The 16,917-nt window shown below is 59.7% G+C and carries 15 protein-coding genes and 4 tRNA genes; 4 read left to right on the top strand and 15 right to left on the bottom strand.

Annotation, left to right across the window (positions count from 1 at the left end):
• Positions 1 to 152 precede the first annotated feature (152 nt).
• From K1X80_RS19445 to uvrB, 13 genes are all read right to left on the bottom strand, one after another.
• Entirely contained in the window at positions 153 to 935 is a 783-nt protein-coding gene (locus K1X80_RS19445; RefSeq protein ID WP_239688437.1) for a hypothetical protein, read from the bottom strand.
• Between the two features lie 262 nt (positions 936 to 1,197).
• Complete coding sequence (locus tag K1X80_RS19450; RefSeq protein WP_198792587.1) at positions 1,198 to 2,391, bottom strand: hypothetical protein; 1,194 nt, start codon at positions 2,389 to 2,391, stop codon at positions 1,198 to 1,200.
• Between the two features lie 571 nt (positions 2,392 to 2,962).
• The gene (locus tag K1X80_RS19455; protein ID WP_057438600.1) at positions 2,963 to 3,412 is read right to left on the bottom strand and encodes an Hsp20 family protein; all 450 of its coding nucleotides are present in this window, start codon (positions 3,410 to 3,412) and stop codon (positions 2,963 to 2,965) included.
• A 118-nt stretch (positions 3,413 to 3,530) separates the two neighbouring features.
• Entirely contained in the window at positions 3,531 to 4,490 is a 960-nt protein-coding gene (locus K1X80_RS19460; RefSeq protein ID WP_057438599.1) for a tRNA-dihydrouridine synthase, read from the bottom strand.
• Between the two features lie 67 nt (positions 4,491 to 4,557).
• Positions 4,558 to 4,989, bottom strand: a complete 432-nt coding sequence (locus K1X80_RS19465) for a thioesterase family protein (protein ID WP_057438598.1) — start codon at positions 4,987 to 4,989, stop codon at positions 4,558 to 4,560.
• A gap of 55 nt (positions 4,990 to 5,044) precedes the next feature.
• Positions 5,045 to 5,878, bottom strand: coding sequence for an alpha/beta hydrolase (locus K1X80_RS19470; protein ID WP_115128640.1), 834 nt, complete (start codon positions 5,876 to 5,878; stop codon positions 5,045 to 5,047).
• Between the two features lie 30 nt (positions 5,879 to 5,908).
• The gene (locus K1X80_RS19475; protein WP_057438596.1) at positions 5,909 to 6,448 is read right to left on the bottom strand and encodes a TetR/AcrR family transcriptional regulator; all 540 of its coding nucleotides are present in this window, start codon (positions 6,446 to 6,448) and stop codon (positions 5,909 to 5,911) included.
• Between the two features lie 182 nt (positions 6,449 to 6,630).
• Positions 6,631 to 6,706 (bottom strand) — tRNA-Glu (locus tag K1X80_RS19480).
• 78 nt (positions 6,707 to 6,784) lie between these two features.
• A tRNA-Ala gene (locus K1X80_RS19485) sits at positions 6,785 to 6,860 on the bottom strand.
• A gap of 50 nt (positions 6,861 to 6,910) precedes the next feature.
• Positions 6,911 to 6,986, bottom strand: a tRNA-Glu gene (locus K1X80_RS19490).
• 77 nt (positions 6,987 to 7,063) lie between these two features.
• Positions 7,064 to 7,139 (bottom strand) — tRNA-Ala (locus K1X80_RS19495).
• 147 nt (positions 7,140 to 7,286) lie between these two features.
• A complete protein-coding gene (gene gltX / locus K1X80_RS19500; RefSeq protein WP_057960187.1) occupies positions 7,287 to 8,768 on the bottom strand; it encodes a glutamate--tRNA ligase in 1,482 nt (493 codons plus the stop codon).
• A 286-nt stretch (positions 8,769 to 9,054) separates the two neighbouring features.
• Positions 9,055 to 11,070 (bottom strand): excinuclease ABC subunit UvrB, encoded by a 2,016-nt coding sequence (gene uvrB / locus K1X80_RS19505; RefSeq protein WP_057960188.1) that lies wholly within the window; start codon positions 11,068 to 11,070, stop codon positions 9,055 to 9,057.
• Positions 11,071 to 11,397: 327 nt separating this feature from the next.
• Between uvrB and K1X80_RS19510 the strand changes: the two genes are divergently transcribed.
• Complete coding sequence (locus K1X80_RS19510) at positions 11,398 to 12,594, top strand: amino acid aminotransferase (protein WP_120733627.1); 1,197 nt, start codon at positions 11,398 to 11,400, stop codon at positions 12,592 to 12,594.
• A gap of 260 nt (positions 12,595 to 12,854) precedes the next feature.
• Positions 12,855 to 13,064, top strand: a complete 210-nt coding sequence (locus tag K1X80_RS19515; RefSeq protein WP_120733628.1) for a hypothetical protein — start codon at positions 12,855 to 12,857, stop codon at positions 13,062 to 13,064.
• Positions 13,065 to 13,075: 11 nt separating this feature from the next.
• Here the strand turns inward: K1X80_RS19515 and ptrR are convergent, their stop codons facing one another.
• Complete coding sequence (ptrR, locus tag K1X80_RS19520; RefSeq protein WP_120733629.1) at positions 13,076 to 13,942, bottom strand: putrescine utilization regulator PtrR; 867 nt, start codon at positions 13,940 to 13,942, stop codon at positions 13,076 to 13,078.
• A 104-nt stretch (positions 13,943 to 14,046) separates the two neighbouring features.
• Between ptrR and K1X80_RS19525 the strand changes: the two genes are divergently transcribed.
• Positions 14,047 to 15,438, top strand: a complete 1,392-nt coding sequence (locus K1X80_RS19525) for an aldehyde dehydrogenase family protein (protein WP_057960190.1) — start codon at positions 14,047 to 14,049, stop codon at positions 15,436 to 15,438.
• A gap of 82 nt (positions 15,439 to 15,520) precedes the next feature.
• Positions 15,521 to 16,399, top strand: a complete 879-nt coding sequence (locus K1X80_RS28415; protein WP_057960191.1) for a sensor domain-containing diguanylate cyclase — start codon at positions 15,521 to 15,523, stop codon at positions 16,397 to 16,399.
• Between the two features lie 54 nt (positions 16,400 to 16,453).
• On the opposite strand, the gene tspO is transcribed toward K1X80_RS28415, so the two are convergent.
• The gene (gene tspO / locus K1X80_RS19535) at positions 16,454 to 16,894 is read right to left on the bottom strand and encodes a tryptophan-rich sensory protein TspO (protein WP_057438591.1); all 441 of its coding nucleotides are present in this window, start codon (positions 16,892 to 16,894) and stop codon (positions 16,454 to 16,456) included.
• Positions 16,895 to 16,917 lie beyond the last annotated feature (23 nt).

A 16,917-nucleotide genomic window follows, 5' to 3' on the forward strand; every position in this document is an offset into this window, starting at 1 on the left:
CAATATTAAAGACACGACAAAAACGCATTGTTAAAAAACAACAAATGCCAGATATTGAAAAGCCAGAAAAATGAATAACAAAAACCTGCGCAGGATAACTACAACGACTCTTATTTTTAAAGCTTACTCGACAGCCCCCTCTACAACTTCACTCAACCGATCAGCGCCACTGCATCCCCGTACGTTGGCGCCCTGCCTTTTCGGCCCCACAACTCCTCCCGACCATCAATCACTGCAACCGAATGCATGGCCCGATTGACCATCCCTACCTGCCCCCGGGCCAGGGTGCTTACAGGGACACGTTTCATATAATGTATTAAGCCCAGCCGCTGAAAACCTTCACCGGGACCATTTTCATCTTCGCCATTATTGAGACTGCGTATCGCCGCGCTAAAACTTCTCGCAGCCCTGCCATCGTTATTATCCAAATGCGCACGCTTGACACTGCAAGCAAACATGAACTCAGCATCCTTGAGTGCGCCTTTGTCTCGTCCAAAAAACCGTGCCCCTGCAGCCGCCTGCTTCAACTCCTGGTGGCTCACGGTCAAGTAATAGCCATCGCGCATCGTGACCTCATAGCCCTGGGCGGTTTTACGAACGCGTTTATAAACATCGGTAGGGCTTTGCCCAAACTTATGCATGGCTGCCTTGATCGCCGAAACAGTCACGCAATTGCCATCGGGCCCTTGGCGGAAACCGCCCCAGATATCGTCACACTTGGCCCCATTGCGCTTACTCGATAGGTCAGGAAGAGGTGTAGGTGCCGTCTCCGGTTCTGGCACTACCGGTGTTGGCTTAACCTCCGGTCTGACCGGCTCGGGAACAACCTTGACGGTGTCTTGTTCGTTACGGCCTGACAGCAATGCTGAAAGCTGGCTCAAGAAAGCGCTGAACATCGAAATAATGGCCTGCAAGTCCACCGCAGGCTTCTTCAACTCACCCGTCGCCCGCTTGAAGCAGTTTTTTACCGAGTGCTGACGGGAAGCCGTGCTGCCCCCCAAACGCTGTATCGAGGGCCTCTGGGTGGCGCCATGAAACGCCTCCCCCTGCCGTCCCGAACAATCACACATGAGGTGTACAGCGCTGTTAACGTTTAACACGGACATGATTCTGACCCCCACTAAGTGCCCCTCCGGCCGGTCACTGACCGGAGAAGCAACTGGTTGAATTTAAAGGTTTACAGGCTCTGAAGAGGTACTAGGGCCGACGAGAGAAGGCCGTAGCCCAACCCATTTCATCTGGACCGCAGTCTGGGCCCGGGGAGGTCAGGTCAGTCCCTGGCAGCGGCTTGTCCGGCTGTACTGCTGGGGTTGGCAGTGGCAAGGCATCAGGTTCTACACGGGCGTCGGTCTGGGGTACTACCACTCTGGGTTCCGGGCCAGACTTCACGCGACTATCGACCACTGGCGGCGCCGGTTGGGGGACCACGCCGGGTTTCACGCGACTGCTGATCATGGGCACGGGCCGCTGGGGCTCCAACTCGGGTGTCACATTCGTCGTGATCACGGGTACCAGCGACGCAGGTACCGAACCAGGCTTCGTACGAACGTCAATCGCCGAATGAGCGTCCGCCGGGCAATGGCAGTTGTTGATATTGACGTTCACCCGCACCACTGAGTCGGAGGACACTTTGGAGTCTGTATCTGGAACCCGGGGCAAGACCTTGATATCCGGCGACACTGCGGGTTGCTTGCCCGGGATTAAGGGCTTGCTCTCGGCCTGCTTGTCCGCCTCGACCAGCACTTTGGCGTCCTTGCCCGGAACAGCCGGCTGGCTTTCGGCTTGCGGCTTCTTCTCGGCCGGTTTGTCCGTCTCGAGCGGCACTTTGGTGTCCTTGCCCGGAACCGCCGGCTGGCTCTCGGCTTGCGGCTTCTTCTCGACCGGTTTGTCCGTCTCGAGCGGCACTTTGGTGTCCTTGCCCGGAACCGCCGGCTGGCTCTCGGCTTGCGGCTTCTTCTCGGCCGGTTTGTCCCTATCGAGCTGGTTTTTTAAGTCTTTGCCTGAAATTACCGGCTTACCCGCGTCAATCGGTGCTTTCAATTCCTTGCCTGGGAGGGCCGGGTTATCCCCATGCTGGGATTTCACTTCAGTCGGCTTGTCCATTGTCGGCAAAACGTCAGGAGAGTGTTTTTTGCCAGACAGCACATCTCGCATCGCCTTAAAGAGAAGTTCAAACATATCAAGCAGTTTTGAAAGTGCGTCGGTACTGACGACTGTACTTTCCCGCCCATTCGCAACGGTACGGTTATAATCTGGCAAAACACTCGGCTTAGCCCCCAGCGGCTTACTTGCGTCAACACTTCCAACCTGAGCAGCTACCGGCGCGGCCCGATCAAGCTGATGATTACCGACATTAACGCTCGGAGGATTATTAACAGATAGATAAGACATTAGTCATCCCTCTTTTCAGAAAAGCACCAGGGCATTCAAATACCCATAACGAACACGATTTACTGATGACTTGAAACGGTAGCAACCGAATCAAAGTCCATGATTTCGTGGAGCAAAAAGCGTTCGGGTTCCAGAAATCCCTGAAAACATAAGGACACTAATAGAGAACTTCAGACTTTTACCTATGGACTTCTGCAGAAAATCAGCTTCCCAGCGCTTTTCCTGGGGAAAACAACGTCATACCCGTTAATAAACTGCCTCGATGAAAAAAAACGTCATGATTCCTCAATCTTTCACAGGACGGCCCGTGATATTTCCCGCGCGAAAAATACAGTGGTCACGCACAGTAAAACCAAAAAACACAATCCGCTTTACACCTTCCAAACTTGGGCAAAACTAAAAACAAGTTACACACACTCACTAGTACAAAAAACCAATCGGCACTTTTCAACTAAACAACAACCGTAGCGCTACTGGTTAAATCACTTACTCCCGCCCTTAGCGCCTTAAACAAAAAAAGGGCGCCAGAGGCGCCCTTTCTTGAAGAGATGAAAAACTTAAAAATATAGACTCAGTGTTGCAGGGCCGGCTTCTGCCCCCCATTGATCGGGATGCGCTTGGCCTTTGCCTCTTCCGGCACTACTCGCAGCAGGTCAATGCTCAACAATCCATTGCTCAGGTCTGCGGCCTTGATCTCAATATGGTCCGCCAAGCGGAACGACAACTTGAAGGCGCGCTGGGCAATGCCTTGATGTAGATAGGTGACGTTCTCGGCCTTGGTGTCACGCTTGCCACCACTGACGGTCAAGACGCCTTTCTCTACCTGCAACTCCAAATCGTCTTCCTGGAAACCGGCCGCCGCGATCACGATGCGGTATTGGTCTTCAGCGTGTTTCTCGACGTTATAGGGTGGGTAGCTGCTGCCCGGCTCGTTGCGCAGCGCGGTTTCGAACAGGTCGTTGAAACGGTCGAAACCCACGGAAGAGCGGAACAGCGGTGCCAGGGAAAATGCGGTACTCATGGTCAAATCTCCTGAAATAATCAGCAAGGTTCTTTATCTCCACGACCCGAATTCGGCATCGTGTAATCCCTAGATAAGGACCGCCAAGTACATTTCAAGAGAGGCCGTAAGAAAATTTTCAGACCCCTTGGGGGTGAGGCATTCCGAGCAAACGGCTGACCTGCTGAAGGTCGGTTTCCCGGCGCAGCGCGGTAAACAGCTCTACAGCTTGCGGGTAGTTGCGCGTCAGCATCGCCAGCCACTGCTTCAGACGACCTGGTGCCTGGCGCTCAGTCAGTTGCGCTACAGACTGCGTCCAGAACTCCCGAAGCATGGGCTGCATCTCCTCCCAACTCATCTCCACCACGTCTTCACCGGCACGTGCGGCGGCGATTTGCCGGGCCAGGTCGGGACGCGCCACCAGGCCGCGACCGAGCATGATGTCCTCGACACCGCTGATCTCGCGGCAGCGTCGCCAGTCTTCGACACTCCAGATATCACCGTTGGCGAACACCGGCACCTTGACCACGTCCTGCACACGCGGGATCCACTCCCAATGGGCTGGCGGCTTGTAGCCATCGGCCTTGGTCCGCGCATGCACCACGATATGTGCCGCACCACCTTCCGCCAGAGCAGTGGCACACACCAGCGCACCGTCCGGACTGTCGAAGCCCAGGCGCATCTTGGCGGTCACCGGGATATGCGCCGGCACCGCACGACGTACGTGCTCGACGATCTGGTTGAGCAGTTCCGGTTCCTTGAGCAGCACCGCGCCGCCGCGGGACTTGTTGACCGTCTTGGCCGGGCAGCCAAAGTTCAGGTCGATCACCTCAGACCCCAACTCACAGGCCAGCGCGGCGTTTTCCGCCAGGCACACGGGATCAGAGCCCAGCAACTGCACACGCAAAGGCACGCCCGCAGCGGTTTTGGCACCGTGCAGCAGTTCAGGAGCAAGCTTGTGGAAATAGGCTGGGGTCAGCAGGCGGTCGTTGACCCGGATAAATTCGGTCACGCACCAATCAATACCGCCCACCTGGGTCAGCACGTCCCGCAGGATGTTGTCGACCAACCCCTCCATGGGCGCCAAGGCAATTTGCATGGAAAACACTCAACGAAAAACGTGGCGCAGTTTACTGGGTTTCCCACAGCAACCGTTAACCCCCTTGTCAGATGTGGATCGCCACGCCATAGCCTTCGATAAACTCCGCCGGCATGCGCTTGGGCTTGCCGCTGGAGAGTTCGATACAGACAAAGGTGGTTTGCGCACGCAACAAGGTGGCGCCATCACTGGGGCGCATCAGTTGGAAGCGCCGGGTCATCTTCAGGCGCTGGTCCCAATCGACGATCCAGGTCGCCAGTTGCAACTCATCGCCTTCGTAGCCGGCTGCCAGATAGTCGATTTCATGGCGCACCACCGCCATGGCCCGATCCAGGCGCCGGTACTCGGCAAGATCCAGGCCCAGACGCTGGGAGTGGCGCCAGGCGCAACGCTCCAACCAGGAGACGTAAACGGCATTATTGGCATGCCCCAGGCCGTCGATGTCCTCAGCGGCCACCTGCAGATCAATGATAAACGGCTTTGCCAAGTCCCAGCCCATGCCCAGCTCCCGGTCGATTAATGTCGGCGGGCAGCAGTGTAACCCATCGCTTGGCTCAAGCGGTTTGCCGCGCCGGTTCACGGCAGCCGGCCAGCAGCGCCAGCACGCCTTCGACCACTCGCGGGTCGGCCAGGACCTTCTGATGCCCGCCTTGCTCCAGGCGCAACAGGCGGCTGTCGAACCAGGCCTCGTGGATCATCTGTGAGGCCTTGACCGGGACGAAGGTGTCGTCTTCGGCATGCACGATCAGCCCTGGGATATTCATTTGATAGTGGGCCACATCCAGGTGTTTGAGCGGGATGCCCAGGGCGTACTCGACCTCCTGGATAAACGCTGCACGCGCCCGCTCCGGCATGCCGACCACCGAGGCAAAGCCGCGCAATACATCGAGCAAACGGGAAGGGGCCGCAATGCTCACCAACGCATTGGTGCGCAGGCCCAATTGGATGGCCAGCATCGCACTGGCGCCACCCATGGAGTGACCGACCACCGCGTGCAGCGGCGGTAACTCAGCGGCCGCTTCCAGCATCGCCCGGGCAAACAGCACCACGTGGGCCTCACGGCCTGGCGAGCGACCATGGGCCGGGCCGTCGAGGGCAATCACCGAATAACCGGCGCCCACCAATGCGTCGATCAAGCTGGCGAACTGGGTTGGGCGCCCTTCCCAGCCGTGCATCATCAGCACCGCCGGGCCCTGACCCCAACGCAGCGCCGACAGGCCAAAACGCAAGGTGATGCGCTCGGCCTGCGCCAGCAGCGGCAATTCCCACGCACGGGGCGGCAGATCCCGAGGCGTCATGAAGGCGCGACGCATCTGGTTGGCGATGGTTTGCGGCGCCAGCCTGCCCACGGTGCCGTTGACACGGCGAATCCAGTTCAAGGTGCTCATCCCTTCACTCCCCAGGCTCACAAGCCTTGTTCAGCGCACTGCCGACTTGGAGGCGCGCAATACACGATCCGACAATTCGCCCGGCCCCAGGGCCCGGGCCAATGCCAGGCCGCCAATCATCAAGGCCATGTCGGCCAGGGCTTTGTCGGTGTCTTCCGGGCTGGCAGCCAGTTGCGCAGCCATCAGCTCGACGTGCTGGCTCAGCACATCGCGAAACTCATCCGGCAAGCGGCTCATCTCGCCCACCGTGGCCGGGATCGGGCAGGCCTGGGCGGTAGAATCACGGTGCTTGCGCGACAGGTAGAACGCCGCCACCAGGGCGCGGCGCTCTTCGCCTGTCAGGCTGGGGTCCATATCTTCGATAGACGCCCGGCGCCGCGCCAGCAGTTGCTCGAACGCCTCCAGCATCAAGGCGTCCTTGCTTTCAAAGTGGGCGTAGAAGCCGCCAACGGTCAGGCCCGCGGCCCCCATGACCTCACCCACACTCGGTTCGGCCGGGCCACGCTGAATCAGCGCGGAGCTGGCGGCTTGCAGAATACGTTCACGGGTTTGCGCTTTTTTATCGCTCATGACGGCCTCCGAATATTACGGTTAAAATATTATCTTCATAATACTTTTTAGCAAGCGCTGAATTCGACCGCTGGTCAGAAGATATTTTTTGTAGAGGGAGGGAGAAAACCCAAACGCCAGACAAACAAAAGGGCCATTCAATAATCGAATGACCCTTATAAATCCCGCAGAGCGGGTAATCGTGGCGTCCCCTAGGGGACTCGAACCCCTGTTACCGCCGTGAAAGGGCGGTGTCCTAGGCCACTAGACGAAGGGGACACAAACCTTCTATACAACATGATCAGGCTGAGACTGATCAGTTCAAGGACGGTGTGGCCAGACCTTGAACCTGTAAATTGGTGGAGCTAAACGGGATCGAACCGTTGACCTCTTGCATGCCATGCAAGCGCTCTCCCAGCTGAGCTATAGCCCCGGATTTTTCGCCTCGCGGCGCAGCAGACCTTGCGAGCTGCTTGTTGAAACTGGCGTCCCCTAGGGGACTCGAACCCCTGTTACCGCCGTGAAAGGGCGGTGTCCTAGGCCACTAGACGAAGGGGACAAAACCTTCTGTACAACCTGATCAAGCTGGGCCTGATCAATTCAAGGACGGTGTGGCCAGACCTTGAACCTGTAAATTGGTGGAGCTAAACGGGATCGAACCGTTGACCTCTTGCATGCCATGCAAGCGCTCTCCCAGCTGAGCTATAGCCCCTCATCGGTGAGGACGGGGCGAATCTTAATGGCGCTTTGAAAGGCTGTCAAATTTATTTTCAACAATTTTCAAAGTTTTTTGCCGGGATAACAATCACTTACCGTCAAAACCCCGGAAAGCCGGGGTTTTGACCTTACCAGCGCTTAACTAGGCGATAGCACCCAGCAGCTTTTCCCATTCCTTGTTTTCTTTCTTCGACACACCGCCCAGCAAATCAAGGGCTTGGCGCAGACGGAAGCGGGTCAGGTCAGGACCGAGGATTTCCATCGCATCAAGTACCGACACCGAACTGGCCTGCCCGGTAATCGCGGCAAACATCAGCGGCATGGCATCGCGCAGTTTCAACTCCAGGGACTCGACCACCGCCTGGATGGTTGCGGTGATGGCGTCCTTCTCCCACTGGCGCAGGCTTTCAAGTTTCCACAGGATCAACTGCATCAACTGGCGAACCTGGTCGGCCGAGAGCTTCTTCGACTCGAACAGCTTGGCATCCGGGTTCACGCCCCCGGCAAAGAAGAAACTGGCCAGTGGGGCGACCTGGCTGAACGTCTCCACCCTGCCCTGCACCAGCGGGGCGATCTTCATCATGTACTCGGGGTTCAACGCCCACTGCTGCACACGGCTGGCGAACTCTTCCACCGGCAGGTCACGCAGCCATTGGCCGTTGAGCCACGACAGCTTCTCGATATCGAAGATCGGCCCGCCCAGGGAGACGCGGGACAGGTCGAAGTTATCGACCATTTCCTGCAGCGAGAACTTCTCGCGCTCGTCCGGCATCGACCAGCCCATGCGGCCCAGATAGTTGAGCATCGCTTCAGGCATGAAGCCCATGCGCTCGTAGAAGGTCACCGAGGTCGGGTTCTTGCGCTTGGACAGCTTGCTCTTGTCCGGGTTACGCAGCAGCGGCATGTAGCACAGCTGCGGCTGTTCCCAGCCGAAGTATTCGTAAAGCAGGATCAACTTGGGCGCCGATGGCAGCCACTCTTCGCCACGCAGTACGTGGGTGATGCCCATCAGGTGGTCATCGACCACGTTGGCCAGGAAGTACGTCGGCAGGCCGTCGGTCTTCATCAGCACTTGCATGTCCATGCGGTCCCACGGGATCTCCACATCGCCGCGCAACATGTCTGGCACCACGCACACGCCTTCGCTCGGCACTTTCATACGAATGACGTGAGGTTCACCGGCAGCCAGGCGCTGGGCCACTTCTTCTTTCGACAGCAGCAGTGCGCGGCCATCGTAGCGCGGGGTTTCGCCACGGGCCTGTTGCTCGGCGCGCATCTGGTCCAGTTCTTCGGCGGTGCAGAAGCACGGGAAGGCATGGCCCATGTCGACCAGTTGCTGGGTGTACTTTTTATAGATGTCGCTGCGCTCGCTCTGGCGATACGGGCCATGTGGACCGCCGACATCCGGGCCTTCAGCCCAGGTAATGCCCAACCAGCGCAGGGCATCGAAAATCTGCTGTTCCGACTCACGGGTCGAACGCACTTGGTCCGTGTCTTCGATCCGCAAGATGAATTCACCGCCGTGCTGCTTGGCAAAGCAGTAGTTGAACAAGGCGATGTAGGCAGTACCGACGTGGGGATCCCCAGTAGGCGATGGCGCGATGCGCGTGCGGACGGTGGTCATGGCGGGTCTCGAATGGGCAATAAAGCTGAAAATAAAACAAGGGGCGAATGGTAACAGCCCCAAGCCCCCCGGCTCCAGCGTGGGCCGATCAACAAAGGGCATATAAACCAAGGTTGGGGCTGCAACCGCGAGATAGCTATTTGGCAGATCGTTAGCTGGCTATATTCCATTGCCTTTCGTAACCGACACTGCGCCGCCATCGCAGGCAAGCCACCCACATGTTGAAATGCATTGCACATGTGGGAGCTGGCTTGCCTGCGATGAGGCCCGCCCCATCAACGCAACTTCAGACCGTCAGCAACCGCTCGCGCAACTTGCCAATCTCATCGCGCATCTGCGCCGCCGCTTCAAACTCCAGGTCCCGCGCCAGCTGGTACATCTTCTCTTCCAGTTGGCGGATACGCTTGGTGATTTCGCTCGGCGAGCGCAGTTCGTTTTCGTACTTGGCGTTTTCCTCGGCAGCCTTGGCCATGCCTTTGCGCTTCTTGCTGCGCGAGCCCGGTACGGTGGCGCCTTCCATAATGTCGGCCACGTCCTTGAACACGCCCTTGGGGGTGATGCCATTGGCCAGGTTGAACGCAATCTGCTTGTCGCGGCGGCGCTCGGTTTCGCCGATGGCCCGCTCCATGGAGCCGGTGATACGGTCGGCATACAAAATCGCCCGGCCATTGAGGTTACGCGCCGCACGGCCAATGGTCTGGATCAGCGAGCGCTCGGAGCGCAGGAAACCCTCCTTGTCCGCGTCCAGGATCGCCACCAGCGACACCTCGGGCATGTCCAGGCCTTCACGCAGCAGGTTGATGCCCACCAGCACATCGAACGTGCCCAGGCGCAGGTCGCGGATGATCTCCACGCGCTCCACCGTGTCGATGTCCGAGTGCAGGTAACGCACGCGCACGCCGTGGTCGGCGAGGTAATCGGTAAGGTCTTCGGACATGCGCTTGGTCAGCGTGGTAACCAGCACCCGCTCTTCCAGGGCCACGCGCTTGGTGATCTCCGACAGCAAATCATCGACCTGGGTCAGGGCCGGGCGGATCTCGATTTGCGGGTCGACTAGGCCGGTGGGACGCACCAGTTGCTCGATCACCCGGCCAGCATGCTCGGCCTCGTAGTTGCCCGGCGTGGCGGACACAAAGATGGTCTGCGGGCTGATGCTTTCCCACTCGTCAAAACGCATCGGCCGGTTATCCAGCGCCGAAGGCAGGCGGAAGCCGTACTCCACCAGGGTTTCCTTGCGCGAACGGTCGCCTTTATACATGGCGCCGACTTGCGGCACGCTGACGTGGGATTCGTCGATCACCAGCAAGGCGTCTGCCGGCAGGTAGTCGTAGAGGGTCGGTGGTGGCGCGCCGGATTCGCGCCCCGACAGGTAGCGCGAGTAGTTTTCGATGCCGTTGCAGTAGCCCAGCTCGAGGATCATCTCCAGGTCAAAACGCGTGCGCTGCTCCAGGCGCTGGGCTTCCACCAGCTTATTGTTGGCGCGCAGGTATTCGAGGCGCTCGGCCAGCTCGGCCTTGATCCCCTCCATGGCATCCAAAAGGGTTTCACGGGGTGTCACATAGTGGCTTTTTGGATAGAACGTGAAACGCGGCAGTTTGCGGATCACTTCGCCAGTCAATGGATCGAAGGCCGACAAACTCTCGACTTCATCGTCGAACAGCTCGATCCGGATCGCTTCCAGGTCCGACTCTGCCGGGTAGATGTCGATCACGTCGCCACGCACGCGGAAGGTCGCGCGGGCAAAGTCCATATCGTTGCGGGTGTATTGCAAATCCGCCAGGCGCCGCAGCAAGGCGCGCTGGTCGAGTTTGTCGCCGCGATCGACGTGCAGCACCATCTTCAAATAGGTTTCCGGGCTGCCCAGGCCGTAGATGCAAGAAACGGTGGTGACGATGATCGCGTCCTTGCGTTCCAGCAGCGCCTTGGTCGCCGACAGCCGCATCTGCTCGATATGGTCGTTGATCGACGCATCCTTCTCGATAAAGGTATCGGAGGACGGCACATAGGCTTCGGGCTGGTAGTAGTCGTAGTAGGAGACGAAGTACTCCACCGCGTTGTTCGGGAAGAACGCCTTGAATTCACCGTACAACTGCGCGGCGAGGGTCTTGTTCGGTGCCAGCACCAGGGTCGGGCGGTTGATCTGCGCGATCACGTTGGCAATGCTGAAGGTCTTGCCGGAGCCGGTCACCCCAAGCAAGGTCTGGTGGGACAGGCCAGCCTCGATGCCTTCGACCATCAGGCGGATGGCCTCGGGCTGGTCGCCAGCAGGTTCAAAGCGGGTGACTAGTTGGAAATCCGACATAACGTACCTCTTGAAGTCACCCCAGACTGTAAACCCGTCGGGGACGAAAAAGACCACAGCCTGCTAAATATCAGAGCGAGCCGTAGGAAAAAACCATGATAGCTGTAGAAGTGGAGGCGAATGTGACGGGTTTCAAGGCAATCGTCCTGCATGCCTGCGGCCATCAATGTTGCAATAAATAAACCGAAAAACTTGGCCGAAAAGCCATTTCGGCTGTCGCCGCGAGCGGTGTTGGCCTCTATACTAGCTCCCCGTTTGTGCACCGCTCTAGTGCATTCGGCTGGAGCGCGACACGTCCCTCCATTCCCCCATAGAGCTGCCGCAAAAATGAGCCTGTTCTCCGCTGTCGAAATGGCACCACGCGATCCTATCCTGGGCCTCAACGAAGCATTCAACGCCGATACCCGTACTGACAAGGTCAACCTTGGCGTGGGCGTTTACTGCAACGAGGAGGGGAAGATTCCACTCCTGCGTGCCGTTGCCGAAGCGGAAGCCATTCGCGTGGCGCAACACGCCGCCCGTGGCTACTTGCCGATTGATGGCATTGCCGCCTACGACCTGGCCGTGCAAAAGCTGCTGTTCGGCACTGAGTCGCCGCTGTTGAGCGCTGGTCGGGTGATCACTGCCCAGGCCGTTGGCGGCACCGGCGCACTGAAAATCGGCGCTGACTTCCTCAAGCAACTGCTGCCCAATGCCGTAGTTGCCATCAGCGACCCAAGCTGGGAAAACCACCAGGCGCTGTTCGAAAAAGCCGGCTTCCCGGTACAGACCTATCGTTATTACGACGCGGCCACCCACGATGTGAACCGCGCCGGCCTGCTGGAAGACCTCAACGCCCTGCCCGCCCAGTCCATCGTCGTGCTGCACGCCTGCTGCCACAACCCGACCGGCGTCGACCTGAGCCCGGCCGACTGGAAAGACGTGCTGGAAGTGGTCAAGGCCAAAAACCTGGTGCCGTTCCTCGACATGGCCTACCAGGGCTTTGGCGACGGTATCGACGAAGATGCCGCCGCCGTGCGCCTGTTCGCCGAGTCGGGCCTGACCTTCTTTGTGTCCAGCTCGTTCTCCAAATCGTTCTCGCTGTACGGCGAGCGCGTGGGCGCACTGTCCATCGTCAGCGAATCGAAAGAAGAAAGCGTGCGCATCCTGTCCCAAGTCAAGCGCGTGATCCGCACCAACTACTCCAACCCGCCGACCCACGGCGCGGCGATTGTGGCGGCAGTGCTCAACAACCCAGAGCTGCGCGCCCAGTGGGAAGCAGAACTGGCCGAAATGCGTTTGCGCATCCGCGGCATGCGCGAGCAGATGGTCAGCGACCTGGCCAAGGCTGCTCCGGGCCACGACTTCAGCTTCGTCGGTCGCCAGCGCGGGATGTTCTCCTACTCCGGCCTGACCGTAGAGCAAGTCACCCGCCTGCGCAGCGAGTTCGGTATCTACGCCCTCGACACCGGTCGCATCTGCGTGGCGGCGTTGAACCAGGCGAATATCGCTGCCGTGACCAAGGCGATTGTGCAGGTGCTGTAAGCCTGATCGCGGGGTACGAAGGGGAAGCCAGTGGCTTCCCCTTTCCATTTGTGCCCCCCGTGGCGAGCGAGCTTGCTCGCGTTGGGCTGCGCAGCAGCCCCAATACCTGCCACCCTGAACTTACTGGACCACCACGGTGCCTGAACAAGGGGCCGCTATGCGCCCCAACGCGAGCAAGCTCGCTCGCCACAACAAGTTCACCACTTGCGGCGCCCAACCCCTAGACTGAACACCGACTGCCCCTTTGCTGCGAGAGCCTTATGAGAAACGACGACCTGGACCTGCGTGCCGACCGCGACGAACTGGATCACTTCACCCCCCGCACGCCCCCAGCCAAGCGGCAAAAAAGCCTGGTGCTGCAAGTCGCCCTGGGCGTCTTCCTCGGCGGCCTGGCCTTGTGGCTGGTGCAACTGGGGGCCACGGCGCTGATGACGAAACTGGCGATGGGCACCCTGCAGTTTGGTGGCTAGCTTGCCGACGCCTACAGGGGAATGCGTTCCTGTAGCAGTTGCACAAAACTGTCCAAACTCTGCGACACCGTGCCCCGACGCCAGATCAGCCAGGTGTTGAGCAGGCGGAACTCATCGGCCAACGGCCATACGCTGACCGTGGTAAACCCCGGCATGCTCTCCAACATGCTGCGCGGCATCAGCGCCAGCCCGGCGCCGGCGCTGACACAGGCGAGCATGCCGTGGTACGACTCCATCTCGAAAATCTTCCCCGGCATCGCGCCGTCCTGGGAAAACCAGCGCTCAAAGTGGTGCCGGTATGAGCAGTTGGAGCGAAAGGTATAGATGTTCTCACCGTTCACATCCTGCCCACAGCTGATCGGCGCGTGATGCAAGGGCGCAATCACCACCATCTCCTCCTCAAACACCGCCACTCCCTCCAGGGTCGGGTGCAACACCGGTCCATCGACAAACGCTGCCGCCAGTCGCCCCGATAACACGCCTTCGATCATCGTGCCCGAGGGCCCGGTGGTCAGGTCCAGTTCGACCTTGGCGTGTTTCTGGTTGTAGGCCGCAAGCAATGCCGGGATTCGCACGGCGGCGGTGCTTTCCAGCGAGCCCAGGGCGAAGGGGCCCTGGGGCTCCTCACCCGCCACGGTGGCGCGGGCCTCTTGCACCAGGTCAAGGATGCGCCGTGCATAACCGAGGAAATTCCAGCCGGCAGGCGACAGGCGCAGTCGACTTTTCTCACGGATAAACAGCTCGACACCCAGGTCCTGCTCCAATTGCTTGATACGGGTGGTCAGGTTCGATGGCACCCGATGAATCAGCTGTGCGGCGGCGCTGATGCTGCCTTGCTCGGCCACGGCCTTGAAAATCTCCAACTGCACCAGATCCAAGTCATTCTCCAATCGTGAACGTATTGCTTAATATTATTCAGTTCCCGGAAAAGATACAGCCCCGTACGCTGGGCACCTTCTCCAACACTGCGCAGGACGGTGCCATGAACGCTATCACTCACCAGACCCATGCCTTGTCGATCAACCCCGCCAATGGCGAAACCGTCGGCAGCTACCCGTACGAATCCGCCGCGCAACTGGATGCCGCCCTCACTCGCGCCAGCACCGCCTTTCACAAGGGTCGCCATACGCCAGTGGCACAGCGCGCCGAATTGCTCCTGGCCCTGGCCGGCGCCCTGCGCGAACAAGCCGAAGAAATGGCGCAAATGATCACCCTGGAAATGGGCAAGCCCATCGCCCAGGCCCGTGGCGAAATCGAGAAATGCGCCTTGCTGGCCGAGTGGTACGCCGCCCACGGCCCGGCCATGCTCGCCCCGGAACCGACCCTGGTGGACAACGGCAGCGCCCAGATCGAATATCGCCCCTTGGGCCCGATCCTCGCGGTAATGCCGTGGAATTTCCCGGTGTGGCAAGTGCTGCGCGGCGCCGTGCCGACCATGCTCAGCGGCAATACCTACGTGCTCAAGCACGCGCCCAACGTGATGGGCAGCGCCTACCTGATGCAGCAGGCCTTCCACAAAGCCGGCTTCGCCGATGGCCTGTTCGAAGTGATCAACGTCACCCCCGACGGCGTGTCCAAGGCCATCGCCGACCCACGCATCGCCGCCGTGACCCTGACCGGCAGCGTGCGCGCCGGCATCGCCATCGGCTCGCAAGCCGGCGCCGCGCTGAAAAAGTGCGTACTGGAACTGGGCGGCTCCGACCCCTTTATCGTGCTCAACGACGCCGACCTCGACGCCGCCGTGCAAGCGGCGGTGATCGGCCGCTTCCAGAACTCCGGCCAGGTCTGCGCCGCCGCCAAGCGCCTGATCATCGAGCAAGGCGTGGTCGAGGCGTTCACCGCCAGATTCCTTGAAGCCAGCCGCCAACTGGTGATGGGCGACCCGACGTCGAGCGACACCTACATTGGCCCCATGGCCCGCTTCGACCTGCGTGACGAGCTGCACGCACAAGTCCAGGCGACCCTGGCCGAAGGCGCCACCCTGCTGCTGGGCGGCCATCCTATTGAAGGCGCGGGCAACTATTACGCCCCCACCGTCCTGGCCAACGTCACCGACCAGATGACCTCGTTCAGACAGGAACTGTTCGGCCCCGTCGCCTCGATCATCAGCGCCCGCGACGCCGAGCATGCCGTGGCCCTGGCCAACGACAGCGAGTTCGGCCTCACTGCCAGCCTCTTCACCCGCGACCCAGCCAAGGCACGCCAGATCGCCAACCAGCTGGAAACCGGCGGGGTCTTTATCAACGCCTACAGCGTGTCCGATCCTCGGGTGGCGTTTGGCGGGGTGAAAAAGAGTGGGTTTGGCCGCGAACTGTCACATTTCGGCGTGCGGGAATTCTGCAATGCGCAGACGGTATGGATAGATCGGCGGTAGGCCGATAGTCAAGATTGCTCATTGCCAGCCTGCAGGTTCGGGATATGATCAGGCCGATATTTGAACCGGACTGCACTGACCTATGCCCGTTGACCTGCAAGCGCTCTACCCCAAACTGATCCATCTGATGCTGGATACGGTTTTCGTGGTCGACAGGGACAATCAGATCGCATTTGTCAGCGATGCCTGCGAGACGCTGCTCGGCTACCGTGCCGACGAGTTGACCGGCAACTTGATCACCGACTATATGCACCCTGAAGACCTGGCGGCCACCCGAGCCTCGATCATCCGGGTGATGAACGGCCAGCCCCACGTCGATTTCCGCAACCGCTATCTGCGCAAGGATGGCAGTGTCGTGCATATCCTGTGGGCGGCATTCTGGTCCGAGGATGTGGGCGCCCGGATCGGCGTGGCGCGGGACATCACCGCCCTCACCCAGGCCGAGGAGGAACTGCGCTTTCTCGCCCACCACGACCCGCTGACCGCCCTGACCAATCGCTCGCTGTTCAATGATCGGCTGGACTCCGCGTTGCGCAACGCGCGCCGCCAGAACAGCACACTGGCGCTGCTGTTCCTGGATATCAATGATTTCAAGGGCATCAATGATGTGCATGGACATGCCGCCGGCGACCGCGTGCTATGTGCCATTGCACGACGCCTGGAAGGCTGTGTGCGGGACACCGACACAGTAGCGCGGATGGGTGGGGATGAATTCACCGTGCTGTTGACCGATCTTCATTCAGAAGAGGCGGTGGCCGAGAAGGTACAGCAGATCCTTGCCATCATGGCCGAACCGCTGGGCCCTGAGTTTGGCCCGGTGACAATGCCATCGTGCAGCATCGGCGTAGCCCGTTATCCGGCTGACGGGGACAATGCCGATACGCTGCTCAGCCATGCCGATGGTGATATGTACCGGCTGAAGAAAATCCACCGCGCGGCCGCCAAGCGAGCTATTTGTTGAAGCGGCGCAGTTGTGCCGGTTCGGGCTCACTGGCAGGCCAACGCGTGTAGGCCATCAACGGTTATTGCGCAGGATCGAGAAATTCAACGCCGCCGCGACACTCAGCCACGCCAGGTACGGGAACAGGATTAACCCGGTGATCAGGTCCAGGCGCACCGCCAGCACCACCATCGCCGCCACGGTGAGCCAGAGCAGCGTGATAATCAGCATCCCCGCAAGAATCCGATGCGCGCCGAAGAACACCGGGGTCCACAGCGTATTCAAGGCAATCTGCGCCGCCCACAGGGCCAGCACTGTCTGACTGCCGGGGATCAGGCTCAGGCGGTAACCGGCCCAGGCGAGTAGCAAATAGATGATCGTCCAGGCCACCGGAAACAACCAATTGGGTGGGGTGAAGCGCGGTTTGACCAGGGATTGATACCAGGCGCCGGGCTTGAACATGATGCCGGTGCTGGCAGCGGTAGCGCAGGCGAGCAGGAAGATGAAGAACGTCATGGTCGGTCCCTATATGGATGGCG

The sequence above is a fragment of the Pseudomonas sp. So3.2b genome (assembly GCF_019464415.1).
Classification (GTDB): Bacteria; Pseudomonadota; Gammaproteobacteria; order Pseudomonadales; family Pseudomonadaceae; genus Aquipseudomonas; species Aquipseudomonas shahriarae.